Origin of the sequence: Rathayibacter sp. AY1F4, assembly GCF_002931775.1 — a bacterium.
Classification (GTDB): domain Bacteria; phylum Actinomycetota; class Actinomycetes; order Actinomycetales; family Microbacteriaceae; genus Rathayibacter.
Genome location: NZ_PSVE01000040.1, coordinates 1 through 12,731, shown reverse-complemented (window position 1 = coordinate 12,731; position 12,731 = coordinate 1). Strand labels below are relative to the sequence as shown.

Sequence of the window (12,731 nt, the reverse complement as noted above, 5' to 3'; positions counted from 1 at the left end):
CGTGTCGGTGCCCCTCGACGGCTACGGCGCGCGCTGGTTCCGCGTGGTCACGGAGGAGTCGCGCCGGCTGGTCTGAGCGGAGGGGCGGGGCTCTTCTCGACAGTCCAGGAGTCGTCGCAGTCGACCTCGAGTGCGGCGACTCCTGCGTTCTCGCGCGAGCGAGCCGAGCGCGCGGCTCGAGAGTCCAGTAGTCGTCGCAGTCGCGCACGAGTGCGACAACTATCGGCGTTTCGAGGGGGGTGGGGCAGGAACGGAGGACGAAAGCACCCACCGCACGAAACGTTACGCACACCGGTCCACGGCATCGTTGACGCCGCCACCCTCCCCCGCCTACGGTAAGGCGCAACGTTTCGCCCCACCGCACCAGGAGGATCCGCATGGCCCCCACTCCGCCGAGCCACCGCGTCCTCGCGAGCGGCAGCCGCATCCCCTCGATCGGCGCCGGGACGTTCGGCTCCGACCGCTACGACGCCGAGACCGTCGGCCTCGCGGTCGAGCACTCCCTCCGCGCCGGCTTCCGCCTCCTCGACTGCGCCACCGTCTACGGCAACGAGCCGCGCGTCGGCCGGGCGATCGCCGACTCCGGAGTCGACCGCGACGAGCTCTTCGTCATGTCGAAGATCTGGAACGACGCGCACGAGCCCGCGGCGGCCGTCGCCTCCGTCGAGCGCTCGCTCGCCGACCTGGGCCTCGACGTGCTCGACGCCGTCTTCGTGCACTGGCCCTTCCCCAACCACCACCCGCCGCACGCCGAGACCGACGCGCGCGATCCGCACGCCCGCCCGTACGTCCACGAGGCGTTCCTCGAGACCTGGCGCGCGCTCGAGAGCCTGGTCGACCGGGGCCTCGTCCGGCACCTCGGCACCTCCAACGTCACGATCCCCAAGCTCGAGCGGATCCTCGCCGACGTCCGCATCGCCCCGCAGCTGAACGAGATGGAGCTGCACCCCTGCTTCCAGCAGCCGGAGCTCTTCCGCTTCTGCCTCGACCACCGCATCCAGCCGATCGGCTACTCGCCGCTGGGCTCGCCGTCGCGGCCGGAGCGCGACCGGGTGGAGGGCGACATCGTCGACATCGAGCACCCCGCTGTGCGGGCGATCGCCGACGAGCGGGGCGTGCATCCGGCCGTCGTGTGCCTCGCCTGGGCGGTGAACCGCGGCCAGATCCCGATCCCGTTCGCGGTGAAGCCGGAGCAGATCGAGGCGAACCTGGCCGCCGCCTCCCTGGTGCTCACGGCCGAGGAGCAGGAGGCGCTGCGCGGCGCCGAGCGCAACAACCGGCTGATCAAGGGCCAGGTCTTCCTCTGGCCCGGCAGCACCGGCTGGCTCGACCTGTGGGACGCCGACGGCACGATCCCGGGCTGGAGCGGCTACGGCTCTCCCCGCGCCACCCTGTGACGTGGCCACCTACAAGGACCTGCAGCGGCTGACCGGCCTCTCGCTCTCGACCATCTCGAAGCACTACAACGGGCTCCCCGTGCGCCCCGAGAACCGGGCCGCGATCGAGGCGGCGGCCGCCGAGGTCGGCTTCCGCGTCAACGGCTTCGCTCGAGGCCTGCGCTCGCGGCGCTCCCGCACGGTCGGGGTGCTGCTGCCCGCCCTCGACAACGAGTTCCACCTCTCGATCATCGCGGGCCTCGAGCGGGCCCTGCGCGAGGAGGGCATCGGCGTGCTGGTCGGCGTGAGCCGCTCCGAGCCGGGAGCCGCGGTCGACCTGCTGCTCGAGAAGATGGTCGACGGGATCGTGGCGGTGCCGTCCGCGGGCGACGTCGACGCGCTGCGCCGCGCCTCCGAGCAGGGCACCCCCGTGGTGGCCGTCGACTGGATCGACGACGCACTGGTCACCGATCGCGTCGCGCTCGACAACGCGGGCGCCGGCGCCTCCGCCGCCCGCCACCTCCTCGACCACGGCCACCGCTCGATCGCGGTGCTCGGCGGGGAGGACGGAGTGTCCTCCACCCGGGAGCGGACCGCCGGCTTCCTCGCCGCCCTGGCCGAGCGCGGCGTCCACCACGCCGCCGACGCCGTGGTGCGCGGCCCGCTGACGGTCGAGAGCGGAGTCGCCGCCGTCGAGCGGATCCTCGCCCTGAGCCCCCGGCCGACCGCCCTGTTCGCGAGCAACCGCGAGCTGACGGTCGGCGCCCTGATCGCCCTCGGCGACTCCGGACTGCGCGTGCCGACGGACCTCTCCGTCGTCGGCTTCGACAACGTCGAGCTGGCCCGCGTGGTCCGCCCGCACCTGACCACGATCGCCCAGCCGACGGAGGCGATCGCCGCCGAGGCCGCCGCCCTCGTCCGCCTCCGCCTCGATTCCGGGGCGGAGCAGCCCGGCCCCCAGGAGCGGAGGCTCCCCGGCCGCCTGCTCGCCGGCTCGTCCGTCGCCCACCTCCACGACCTCTAGGAGCTCCTCTTGCTGACCACGACCCTCCTCCACCCCGAGATCCTGCACGCGCTCGCCCGCGCGGGCCACGGCTCCCGCGTCCTCATCGCCGACGGCAACTACCCCGTCGGCACCACGCTCGGACCGAACTCCGCCCTGGTGCACCTGAACCTCCGGCCCGACATGCTGACCGTCGACGAGATCCTCGACGCCCTGCTCTCGGCGATCGTCGTCGAGGAGGCGACGGTCATGACCCCCGCGCCCGGGATCGACGTCCCCGCGCAGGACGCCTTCCGCCGGTCCCTCGACGGCGTCCCCTTCACCTCGCTCGAGCGGCACGCCTTCTACGCCGAGGCGCGCACGCCCGACGTCGCGCTCACCATCGCCTCGGGCGACCGCCGCATCTACGCGAACCTCATCCTCACGATCGGCGTGCGCCCGGCCGACGCGTCCTGAGCGGGCGGACGGGGCGTCGCCCCGCCCGACCCACTCCCTGAGAGTCCACGAGGCGTTCTCACGGCCGGCATCCCTACTCTGGTCGGCGTGGATCTCGACACCCTCCTCAACATCGGCCTCGTCGTGCTGTTCGTCCTCCTCGGAGGCGTCTTCGCGGGCACCGAGATGGCCATCGTCAGCCTCCGCGAGAGCCAGGTCCGCGCGATCGAGGCCGGCAGCGAGCGCGGTCGGCGCATCGCCGAGCTCGTCCGCAACCCCAACACGTTCCTCTCCGCGGTCCAGATCGGCGTCACGCTCGCCGGCTTCTTCTCCTCGGCGTACGGCGCCTCGACCATCGCGCCCGACCTCGTGCCGCCGCTGCAGTCGCTCGGCCTCTCGGCCTCCGCCGCCTCGACCGTCGCCCTGATCCTGATGACCCTCGTCATCGCGTACCTCTCCCTGGTGCTGGGCGAGCTGGTCCCCAAGCGCCTGGCGATGCAGAAGTCCGTCGCGTTCACCAAGGCCCTCGCGCCCCCGCTCAACGCCCTCGCGCGCCTGATGCGCCCCGTGATCTGGCTGCTGTCCGTCTCGACCGACGCCGTCGTCCGCCTCCTCGGCGCCGACCCGCGCGAGAAGGGCGAGAGCGTCTCGGCCGACGAGGTGCGCGACATGATCTCCAGCAACACCGAGATCCACGAGGACAGCCGCCGGCTGCTCACCGACATCTTCCGCGCGGACGACCGTCGCGTCGCCGAGGTGATGCGCCCGCGCCCGGACGTCGACTTCCTCCGCGGCGCGCTCAGCGTGGCCGAGGGCTACGCGGCGGTCCTCGACCAGCCGCACTCGCGCTACCCGGTGGTCGGCGACGACTTCGACGACGTGCTCGGCTTCGTCCACGTGCGCGACCTGATGTCCGCGTTCCCGGAGGCGGGCCGCGCCGGCACCGCGAGCAGCGTCGCCGACATCACCCGCCCGATCCTCGCGGTCCCCGGTACGACGAAGGTGCTCGCGGCCCTGCGCACCATGCGGCAGGACGGCCACCAGATCGCGGTCGTCATCGACGAGTACGGGGGAACCGACGGCATCATCACGCTGGAGGACCTGCTCGAGGAGCTCGTCGGCGAGATCTACGACGAGTACGACGGCGCCCGCCAGGCGGTCGATGCGAAGGCGGCCGAGCAGCTGCACGACGTCGATGGCGGGATGATCCTCGAGGATCTGGCGGAGCAGCTGGGCATCGAGCTGCCCGAGGGCCCGTACGAGACGGTCGGCGGGTTCGTCCTCGACCGGATCGGCCGCGTGGCCGTGGTGGGCGACTCCGTCCTCGTCGGTGACCACCTGCTCCGCGTGGCCGAGACGGACCGCTACCGCATCTCGCGGCTGACCCTCGTGCCGCAGCCCGCGTCGGAGCCGAGCCCACCGGCGGCGCCCACCGTCTGACGGGCGACCGGCCGCGCCTAGGGCAGAGGGCCCTCCACCCAGCGCGTGGCGGCGCGGCCGCGGGCTCCGGGCTGCGCGATCCACAGTCCGCCGGCGTGCGGATGACGCGCCCGCTCGTCCGCCGAGAGGTCGCGCGAGGCGGAGGTGACGACCGCGATGTCCAGGTCCTCGCCCGCGAAGGCGATGCTGGAGGAGTGCGGGGCGTCGATCCTGATGCCCTCGCCCTCGACCGGGCTGCCGTCGGCCTCGAACACGCGGACGCCGCTCCCGCCCCAGACCGCGACCCACACGCGGCCGTCGGCGTCCACGGTCAGTCCGTCGGCGAACACGCCCTCCTCGAGCTCGACGAACGGCTCGCGCGGGCCGTGCTCGGCGTCCGCGTAGGAGCGGCGGTGGATCACGCCCGACTCGGTGTCGGCCGAGTACAGCACAGAGCCGTCCGGCGAGAAGCCGAGTCCGTTCGAGAGCCGCAGGTCGTCGTCGAGCACGGTGACGGATCCGTCGTGCTCGATGCGCAGCAGGACGTCGTCGCCCGCCGACTCGCCGAGGGTCAGCGAGCCGACCAGGAGGCGCCCCTGCGGGTCGATCGTGCCGTCGTTGAAGCGGTGCCCCTCCGGCAGCAGCTCGGAGCCGCGCGTGAGGGAGCCGTCGACCTCCAGGATCGCGAGCCGTCGGGTCAGCGCGACGAGCGTCCGCCCGTCGCCCAGGGGCAGCGCGGCGCCGACCTGCTCGCCGACGTCGGTGCGCGAGATCGCTCCGATCCCCTCCGCGGTGACGGGGGCGGACAGGACCGCGCCGGCCTCGATGTCGACCCAGGTGAGGCGGGCGGTGTCCGGATCCCAGACGGGCCCCTCGCTGAGGACGTAGGTGGGGGTGCCCGCGGGCGTCGCGTCGATCATGCCTCCACGCTAGGCCGAGGAGGCGGGCGGTGTCAGGCCCCGCGGGGACGGATCCGGGCTCGCGTCCACCGCACCTCGCTCCGCCTCCGGACCGATGAGCTCCGCGCCTCGCTCCGCCTCCGGGTGGGCACCGATCCCCGGGATACACCCGCTCGGCGGTCCGTGACAAGGGGTGAATAGCCCGGCGATATGGAGCCGCCCACGGGTCTAGTGTCGTCTCGCCGCGCTCGGGACAGCGTTCCTCCGCAACGACGCCGGGGCGACAGGAAGGCGCTCGCCATGTCGACATCCACCAGTCCGCGCGGCCCGGTCCGGAGCCTCGTGCCCGCCCGCATCGACAGGCTCCCCTGGACCCGCTTCCACTGGTCGATCGTCGTCGGCCTCGGCTTCTCGTGGGTGCTGGACGGACTCGAGATCCAGATCGTCGCCTCCGCCGGCTTCGCGAAGGAGTTCGGGCTCTCGGCCTTCGAGGTCGGCCTGCTCGGCACGATCTACCTGTGCGGGCAGATCGCGGGCGCCCTGATCTTCGGGCGACTGAGCGACAAGCTCGGGCGGCGCAAGCTGTTCATCCTGACGCTCGTCATCTACCTGGTCGCCAGCGGCCTGGCGGGACTCGCGCCGAACTACGTCTTCCTCGCCGTGTTCCGCTTCTTCGCGGGCATGGGGATCGGCGGCGAGTACGCGGCGATCAACTCCGCGATCGACGAGCTCATCCCCTCCAAGTACCGCGGCCGCGTCGACATCGCGATCAACGGCACCTACTGGGGCGGCGCGGCTCTGGGCTCCGCGGCCAACCTGTTCTTCCTGAACGACGCGCTCTTCGCCGAGAACGTCGGCTGGCGCCTCGGCTTCTTCCTCGGCCCGATCCTCGGACTGGCGATCATCTACCTCCGCCGCCACATCCCCGAGAGCCCCCGCTGGCTGATGACGCACGGCCGCGAGGAGGAGGCGGAGCGCACCGTCGACGAGATCGAGCGCCGGGTGGAGGCCGAGGGCGGCGTGCTCGAGCCTGTCGACGACGCGAAGGCGATCACCGTGAAGGCGACGGAGAGCATCCCGTTCCGCACCATCGCCCGGGTGCTGCTGCGGCAGTACCCCAAGCGGACGCTGGTGGGCGCGACGATGATGATCACCCAGTCGTTCCTCTACAACGCGATCTTCTTCACCTACGCGCTGGTGCTCGAGAACTTCTACGGAGTCGAGCAGAGCGCGATCTCGTACTTCTTCTTCCCGTTCGCGATCGGCAACCTCGTCGGGCCGCTGGTGCTCGGCCACCTGTTCGACGTGTGGGGCCGGCGGAAGATGATCTTCCTCACCTACGGCGTCTCGGGAGCGGTCCTGGCCGTGTCGGCCGTCCTCTTCAGCATGGACGTCCTGACCGCGACGACGCAGACGATCCTCTGGTGCGTGTCGTTCTTCTTCGCCTCCGCCGGAGCCTCGAGCGCCTACCTCACCGTGAGCGAGATCTTCCCGCTCGAGCTGCGCAGCCAGGCGATCTCGTACTTCTTCACCCTCGGCCAGATCGCCGGAGCGGTCGCCCCCGCCCTCTACGGCGCCCTGATCGGCGACGGCAGCGACCGCGGTCCACTGACGATCGGCTACTTCGTCGGCGCCGCCGTGATGATCCTCGGCGGCGTGATCGCCCTGATCTTCGGCGTCGACGCCGAGCGCCGCAGCCTCGAGAGCATCACCGAGCCCCTGTCGACCGTGAAGTCCTGAGGGCGGATCGCCGCGAGGCCGTGAGCAGTCCCGCGGCGTCTCGGAGCCGGCGTCTCGGAGCCGGAGTGGGTCCGCGTCAGTGAGCCGGGCGGTAGCCGGTCCGGTCGTCGGGGGTGATCGAGCGGAGGACGCGGGCGGGGACGCCGGCCGCGATGGTGAGCGGAGGGACGTCGCGGGTGACGACGCTGCCCGAGCCGATCACGGCCCCGTCGCCGATGGTGACGCCCTGGTTGATCGTGACGCCGCCGCCGATCCAGACGCCGTCGCCGACGACGACCGGCTTCGCGGTGCAGGCGCCGGCCGCGCGCTCGGCCGGGTCGAGGGCGTGGTTCGACGTGTAGATCGAGACGCGCGGGCCGAACAGCACGTCGTCGCCGATCGTGATGGGGGCGCCGTCGAGCAGGATGCAGTCGAAGTTCGCGTAGAAGCTGTCGCCGATCGTGATGTTGAACCCGAATTCGCAGCGGAACGTCGGCTCGAGGTGCGCGTCCGCGCCCACGGAGGCGACGAGCTCGCGGAGCAGAGCCTCCCGCTCGACCGGCGGGCGCCCGAAGCTCGCGTTGTACGCGTTCGAGGCGAGGACCGCGCGCTCGCGCGCGGCGACCAGCTCGGGGGTCATGTCGTCGTACACGGCGCCGGTCAGGATGTGCGCGCGCTGGTCCTCGAGGGTCATCGTCGTCCGTTCGTCGGTGTCGACGCCCCGACGGGCGCCCGCGTCCACGCTACGGGGCCGCCGCGCGCCGGGACACCGCCTCCTCCGCCGACGCACCGCTCCTGCAGCGGTGTCTCGATGACGGAGCGGCGTCTCGGCGGAATCCCGCAGCAGGAGCGGCACCTCGGCGCCGCCACGCCCCCGCCGCGCAGCGGGCGTCAGCCCACGTGCACGCCCGGCCGGCGGTCGCGGCGGGACTCCGCGCGGCGGAGGACCTCGCGGGTGACGGGGGCGACCTCGCCGGTGCCGGTGATGAGGAAGCGGAACATGTTCGAGATGGGGCCGCCTTCGGTCCACTCGAAGTAGACATCCGGGATCACGCCGGTGAGGTCGCGGATCTCGAGCAGCACCGTGGCGATCGTGTTCGGGATGTTGCCGCTGGTCACCGTGAGCACGCGGAAGCCGTGGCAGACGCGGCCCTGCACGACCAGGTCCTCCTCGAAGTCGGAGGAGTCGGTGGTGTGCACCTCGAGGAAGAGCACCGGGCCGCGCATCGGCAGGTTGCTGTCGCGCTGCTCCTCCGCCAGCTTGTCCCGGTACTCCGCCTCGGAGCCGTCGTCGGGCTCGTTCGCGAGGATGCGGATCACGCCGTAGTCGTCGGCGTCCGTGGTGAGGAAGTCGATCGCGGCGGCGTCGAACACCACGGAGGTGGCGCGCAGCTGGAACGAGCGGTGCACGCGCGAGACGAGCGAGACCGCGAGGATGCCGACGATGAAGACCGCCGCGATCCGCACGCCGTCGGGCCGCTCGACCACGTTCACGACCGTCGTGTAGACGAAGACCAGCGCGATGACCGCGAAGCCCACGGCGCGCTTGCGCTGCTTCCTGCGCTTCGCCGAGAGGAACACGGCGACGGACGCGGAGGTGATCAGCACCAGCACGCCGGTCGCGTAGGCGCCGCCCTGCGCGTCGACGTCGGCGCGGAAGAGGATCGTGATGACGAAGGCGACGACGGTGAAGACCAGCACGAGCGGACGGACGGCGCCGGCCCACTGGGGAGCCATGCCGTAGCGGGGCAGGTAGCGCGGGACGATGTTGAGCAGGCCTGCCAGCGCGGAGGCGCCCGCGAACCAGAGGATGCAGATCGTCGCGATGTCGTAGACCGTGCCGAAGCCCTCGCCGAGGTACTCGTGCGCGAGGTAGGCCAGCGCGCGGCCGTTGGCCTCGCCGCCCGGCTGGAACTGCGCCTGCGGGATGAGCAGCGTGGTGACGAAGCTCGAGGTGATGAGGAACGCCGACATCGTGACGGCGGCGGTGATGAGCAGCCGCTTCGCCCCGCGGATGCGGCCGACCGGGGCGTCCTCGGTGTCGCCCGCGTCGCCGCGGATCTGCGGCATGACCGCGACCCCGGTCTCGAAGCCGGAGAGGCCGAGCGCGAGCTTGGGGAACACGATGAGCGCGATGCCGACCATGACCAGCGGATTCCCGTGCTGGGTCGTGAGCGCCGACCACCAGTCGCCGATGACGACGGGGTTCTCGGCCACGTGCCCGATCGCCACGGCGATCACGATCGCGTTGAGCAGGAGGAACACGGCCACGAGCACGACCGCGATCGAGATGGCCTCGCGGAACCCGCGGAGGAACACGATCCCCAGCAGGGCGATCAGCCCCAGCGTGAGCGGCACCTCCGCCCCGTGGAACCAGGCGGGAGCGAACGGGTTCTCGACCGCGTGCGCCGTCGCGTCGGCCGCCGAGAGGGTGATCGTGATCATGAAGTCGGTGGCCGCGAACCCCAGCAGCACCAGCACGAAGAGCTTGCCGCCCCACCAGGGCAGCAGGCGCTCGAGCATCGCGATCGACCCCTCGCCGCGGAAGCTCTCGCGGGCCACGCGGCGGTAGACGGGGAGCGCGCCGAGGAGCGTCAGCACCACCAGGACGATCGTCGCGAGCGGCGAGACCAGGCCCGCGGCGAGCGCCGCGATCGCCGGCTGGTAGCCGAGGGTGGAGAAGTAGTCGACGCCGGTGAGGCACATGACGCGCCACCACGAGTGCGTCTTGCCGGTGGCCGCGTGGGGGCCGGGGTGGGCTCCGGAGTCGTCGCGGAGGCCCTCGAGGAGCCACGCCTTCACCCCGCCTGCGCGCGCGGAGGAGAGGGGGGAGGGTTCGAGGGCGTCGGGGTCGCCACGGACGACGGAAGAGGTCACTGGATGTTTCTACTCGCCGTGAGGAGCGCGCCCGCCCGGAATGAGCGGATCCTCACGCTTTCCTCACGGGTAATCGGCTGGGGAGGGACGTCGACGCGCGATCCCGCGTCGTGAGGGGGTCGTGAGGGCATCGTGAGCGTCGCGCGAGCGGACCGTGCGGATCGGCTCGGTGCGCGTCCGCGTTCCGTCAGGATCCCCTCGCACCCGCCGTCGCGGGCCCACGATGGCGCTCGTGCATCTGCTCCTCCGCCTCCTCGACGCCGGCCCCCGCTGGGGCCGCCACACCGTCGGTGCGAGCCGGTACGGCGTCGTCCGGAGCGAGCTCGTCGTCTTCGCGCCCGGCACCTCCGCCGAGGAGCGGAGGCGCCTCCGCCTGCACGCGGCCGGTCCGCAGCTGGTCGTGGCCGCGACGGCCGCCGGCGCCGTCGGGACGCTCGCGCTCGACCGGCTGCCGCTCCTCCTGCTGGCCGCGCTCGCCCTGCCGACCGCGTCGCTCCTGCTCCTCTCGGCCCGCGCGACCCGCCGCCTCCGCCGGGCCTGCGCCCGCCGGCTCGTGATCGCGGACGTCGACTCCCCCGCCGTCGCCGAGCAGGCGGCGATCGCGGCCGTGCTGCGGCGGGCCGACCGACTGCTCGACGCCGGCGTCCTCACTCCGCTCGAGCACGAGGAGGTGTGGGCCTGCGCCCACGACCGGGTCGCGGGCCGCGTGGCTGACCGCCGCTCCCAGCCCCGAGCGGGAGGATCGGGGACGTCCGCCACCGATGGGAGCACCTCATGACCACACCGCGCCGCGCACTGATCCTCGTCGACGTGCAGCAGGAGTACTTCAGCGGTCCGCTCGAGATCCAGTACCCGCCGCACGCGCAGTCGCTGCCGAGGATCGCCGCCGCCCTCGACTCCGCCGCCGCCGCGGGCCTCCCGATCGCCGTCGTCCAGCACAGCGCGGGCGAGGGAGCGCCGATCTTCGACCCGTCGGGTCCGTCCTTCGCGCTGCACCCGGAGATCGAGAAGCGCCGCTCGGATTCGTGGAAGAGCGTCACGAAGCAGTTCGGGACGGTCTTCGCGGGGACCGACCTGCTCGACTGGCTCCGCGAGCACGACATCGACACGATCACCCTCGTCGGCTACATGACCAACAACTGCATCCTCGCCTCGGCCGCCGAGGCGGAGACGCACGGGCTCCGCGCCGAGGTCCTCTCGGACGCGACGGGCGCGATCGCGATCGCGAACGACGCGGGCTCGATCGACGCGCACTCCCTGCACACCACGCTGATGGCGCTGCTCAACTCGAACTTCGCCGCCGTCGCCCCGACCACCGCCTGGATCTCGGCGCTGAAGGGCGAGTACACACTCCCGATGAGCAGCCTGCCGGAGTCGGCCGCGGCGGGCGCCGCGCGCTGACCTCCCGCCGCGAGACGCCAGTCCGGTCCGCCCGGTGCGTCGCGTACCGGAGCGGCATCTCGCGGCTGCGCGCGGGCGGGCACGACTCCGGACGGACCTGCCCCTCTACTCTCGGGGAATGGCCCTTCTGCACCGCGCGACGATCACCCCCGGGAAGCTCGAGATCGTGGAGGCCTGGGCGCCGACGCAGCCCTGGTGCGAGGGCGGCGGATTCACGCAGCTCGGCGCCTACCGGTTCGACGACCCCGACGGCGAGGTCGGAGTGGAGACGCTGATCGTCCAATCGTCCGGTCGGCCGCCGCTCCAGGTGCCGCTGACCTACCGCGGCTCGCCTCTCGTCGGCGGTGACGCGCATCTCCTCGCGACGGTCGAGCACACCGTCCTCGGTCGGCGCTGGGTCTACGACGGTGCCGGCGACCCCGTCGCGATCGCCGCCTTCGCCACGGCGATCCGCACCGGCGCCCGGGAGGCCGAGCAGCACTTCGAGGAGGACGGGCAGCGCATCGTCCGCCCGTCGACGGCCACGGTGCAGGGCAGCGGATCAGGTGCCGGAGCGTCCGGGCCGCCGTCGGCGGTGCTCGTCCGCAGCGACGCACGGACCACCACGACCTCGGCCGACGGCCTGACTCTCGTTCTCGCGCGGGTCCTCGCGCCGCCGTTCCTCGAGGGCGAGGAGCGACTGACCGGCAGGTGGAGCGAGGCGCTCCCCGTCACCCTCGCCGTCCTGGCCTGAACCGGCTCCGGTGGTCCGCCGCCCTCCGTCGCCCGGATCGTGGGCGACGGACGGCGGCGCGCTCCGGGAGGACCTGCTCAGTGGCCGCGCAGTGCCGCGACGGTCCGAGTGGGACTAGTCGTTCAGGTGCGCGATGGCGTAGTCGGCCTCGTCGCTCGTGAACTGCTCCCCGTACTCGCTGGTCAGCTGGTCGCGGATGGCCTCCGGCGCCATGGCCATCTGGGCCTGGTAGTCCTTGGCCTTCGCCAGCGCGTTGGCGTTCCAGTCGGCGGAGACGGTGTCCACCGCGTACTGCGCGGCCTCGGGCGAGAACTGCTCCCCGTACTCGGAGGTGAGCTGGCCGTACAGGCCCGCCTTGCTCATGTGGAGCATCTCGGAGTAGCTCTGCGCCTTGATGAGTGCCGAGGCGAACTCGGGCGAGACCTGCGCAGCAGCCGCCGTCTCGACGGGCGCTGGGGCAGGGGCGGCCGTCTCGACGGGTGCGGGCTCCGCCGTCTCGACGGGTGCGGGCTCCGCCGTCTCGACGACCTCCGCCTCCTCCGTGGCCGGCACGACGGGAGCGGTCGTGGGCTCGGACGACTCGACGATCACGGCCGCCGGGCGGTCGCTCGAGGCGGAGTTCACGGCGGCTCCGAAGCCGATCGTCGTCAGGAGCGAGGCGAGGACGGCGAGACCGCCGAGGACGATCCCGGTGATCGACATCGCCTTCGACCGACGGCGGCGGAGGGCGAGGATCCCCAGGACGACCGCGGCGATCCCGACGAGTGCTCCGAAGACCGGCACGAGGCCGACGAGGAACGCGACGATGCCGACGACGAGTGCGGCGATGGCGAGGCCGGTCGGGCCGGTCGCGCGGGGGCGGGGAGGGA

General features: G+C 72.4%; 12 protein-coding genes. 8 read left to right on the top strand and 4 right to left on the bottom strand.

Going from position 1 to position 12,731, the window contains the following annotated elements:
* Window positions 1–377 precede the first annotated feature (377 nt).
* The 4 genes from C5C59_RS16695 to C5C59_RS16680 all read left to right on the top strand — a co-directional run bounded on the left by C5C59_RS16695 (window position 378) and on the right by C5C59_RS16680 (window position 4,254).
* Window positions 378–1,397 carry an aldo/keto reductase gene (locus C5C59_RS16695; protein ID WP_104239631.1) on the top strand — a complete coding sequence of 340 codons (1,020 nt, stop codon included), beginning with the start codon at window positions 378–380 and terminating at the stop codon, window positions 1,395–1,397.
* Between the two features lies 1 nt (window position 1,398).
* Window positions 1,399–2,400, top strand: coding sequence for a LacI family DNA-binding transcriptional regulator (locus tag C5C59_RS16690; protein WP_104239632.1), 1,002 nt, complete (start codon window positions 1,399–1,401; stop codon window positions 2,398–2,400).
* A 9-nt stretch (window positions 2,401–2,409) separates the two neighbouring features.
* Window positions 2,410–2,835, top strand: a complete 426-nt coding sequence (locus tag C5C59_RS16685) for an RbsD/FucU family protein (protein WP_104225080.1) — start codon at window positions 2,410–2,412, stop codon at window positions 2,833–2,835.
* Window positions 2,836–2,922: 87 nt separating this feature from the next.
* Window positions 2,923–4,254: a hemolysin family protein gene (locus C5C59_RS16680; RefSeq protein WP_104239633.1), complete on the top strand. Its 1,332-nt coding sequence runs from the start codon at window positions 2,923–2,925 to the stop codon at window positions 4,252–4,254.
* 17 nt (window positions 4,255–4,271) lie between these two features.
* Here C5C59_RS16680 and C5C59_RS16675 read toward each other — a convergent pair whose 3' ends face one another.
* Window positions 4,272–5,153 carry an SMP-30/gluconolactonase/LRE family protein gene (locus C5C59_RS16675; protein ID WP_104239634.1) on the bottom strand — a complete coding sequence of 294 codons (882 nt, stop codon included), beginning with the start codon at window positions 5,151–5,153 and terminating at the stop codon, window positions 4,272–4,274.
* A gap of 279 nt (window positions 5,154–5,432) precedes the next feature.
* Here C5C59_RS16675 and C5C59_RS16670 point away from each other — a divergent pair, with 279 nt between their 5' ends.
* Complete coding sequence (locus C5C59_RS16670; RefSeq protein WP_104225083.1) at window positions 5,433–6,872, top strand: MFS transporter; 1,440 nt, start codon at window positions 5,433–5,435, stop codon at window positions 6,870–6,872.
* Window positions 6,873–6,948: 76 nt separating this feature from the next.
* On the opposite strand, the gene C5C59_RS16665 is transcribed toward C5C59_RS16670, so the two are convergent.
* Together C5C59_RS16665 and C5C59_RS16660 are read right to left on the bottom strand one after the other, a co-directional pair.
* Entirely contained in the window at window positions 6,949–7,545 is a 597-nt protein-coding gene (locus tag C5C59_RS16665) for a sugar O-acetyltransferase (protein ID WP_104239635.1), read from the bottom strand.
* A gap of 197 nt (window positions 7,546–7,742) precedes the next feature.
* Window positions 7,743–9,728: an amino acid permease gene (locus tag C5C59_RS16660; protein ID WP_374953907.1), complete on the bottom strand. Its 1,986-nt coding sequence runs from the start codon at window positions 9,726–9,728 to the stop codon at window positions 7,743–7,745.
* 232 nt (window positions 9,729–9,960) lie between these two features.
* Between C5C59_RS16660 and C5C59_RS16655 the strand changes: the two genes are divergently transcribed.
* From C5C59_RS16655 to C5C59_RS16645, 3 genes are all read left to right on the top strand, one after another.
* Entirely contained in the window at window positions 9,961–10,506 is a 546-nt protein-coding gene (locus C5C59_RS16655) for a DUF6611 family protein (protein ID WP_146082908.1), read from the top strand.
* Window positions 10,503–11,129 (top strand): isochorismatase family protein, encoded by a 627-nt coding sequence (locus C5C59_RS16650; RefSeq protein WP_104239669.1) that lies wholly within the window; start codon window positions 10,503–10,505, stop codon window positions 11,127–11,129. The genes C5C59_RS16655 and C5C59_RS16650 overlap by 4 nt, the downstream gene beginning before the upstream one ends.
* A 118-nt stretch (window positions 11,130–11,247) precedes the next feature.
* Window positions 11,248–11,862, top strand: coding sequence for a hypothetical protein (locus C5C59_RS16645; protein ID WP_104239670.1), 615 nt, complete (start codon window positions 11,248–11,250; stop codon window positions 11,860–11,862).
* 114 nt (window positions 11,863–11,976) lie between these two features.
* Here the strand turns inward: C5C59_RS16645 and C5C59_RS16640 are convergent.
* Window positions 11,977–12,731, bottom strand: a 755-nt coding sequence (locus C5C59_RS16640; RefSeq protein WP_308470946.1) for an Ltp family lipoprotein, incomplete at its 5' end; no start/stop codon positions are given.

Bases quoted from the DNA above. Each gene is read 5' to 3' on its own strand.
- C5C59_RS16645 (WP_104239670.1), top strand. From the start codon at position 11,248: ATGGCCCTTCTGCACCGCGCGACGATCACCCCCGGGAAGCTCGAGATC.
- C5C59_RS16650 (WP_104239669.1), top strand. From the start codon at position 10,503: ATGACCACACCGCGCCGCGCACTGATCCTCGTCGACGTGCAGCAGGAG.
- C5C59_RS16675 (WP_104239634.1), bottom strand. From the start codon at position 5,153: ATGATCGACGCGACGCCCGCGGGCACCCCCACCTACGTCCTCAGCGAG.
- C5C59_RS16670 (WP_104225083.1), top strand. From the start codon at position 5,433: ATGTCGACATCCACCAGTCCGCGCGGCCCGGTCCGGAGCCTCGTGCCC.
- C5C59_RS16695 (WP_104239631.1), top strand. From the start codon at position 378: ATGGCCCCCACTCCGCCGAGCCACCGCGTCCTCGCGAGCGGCAGCCGC.
- C5C59_RS16665 (WP_104239635.1), bottom strand. From the start codon at position 7,545: ATGACCCTCGAGGACCAGCGCGCGCACATCCTGACCGGCGCCGTGTAC.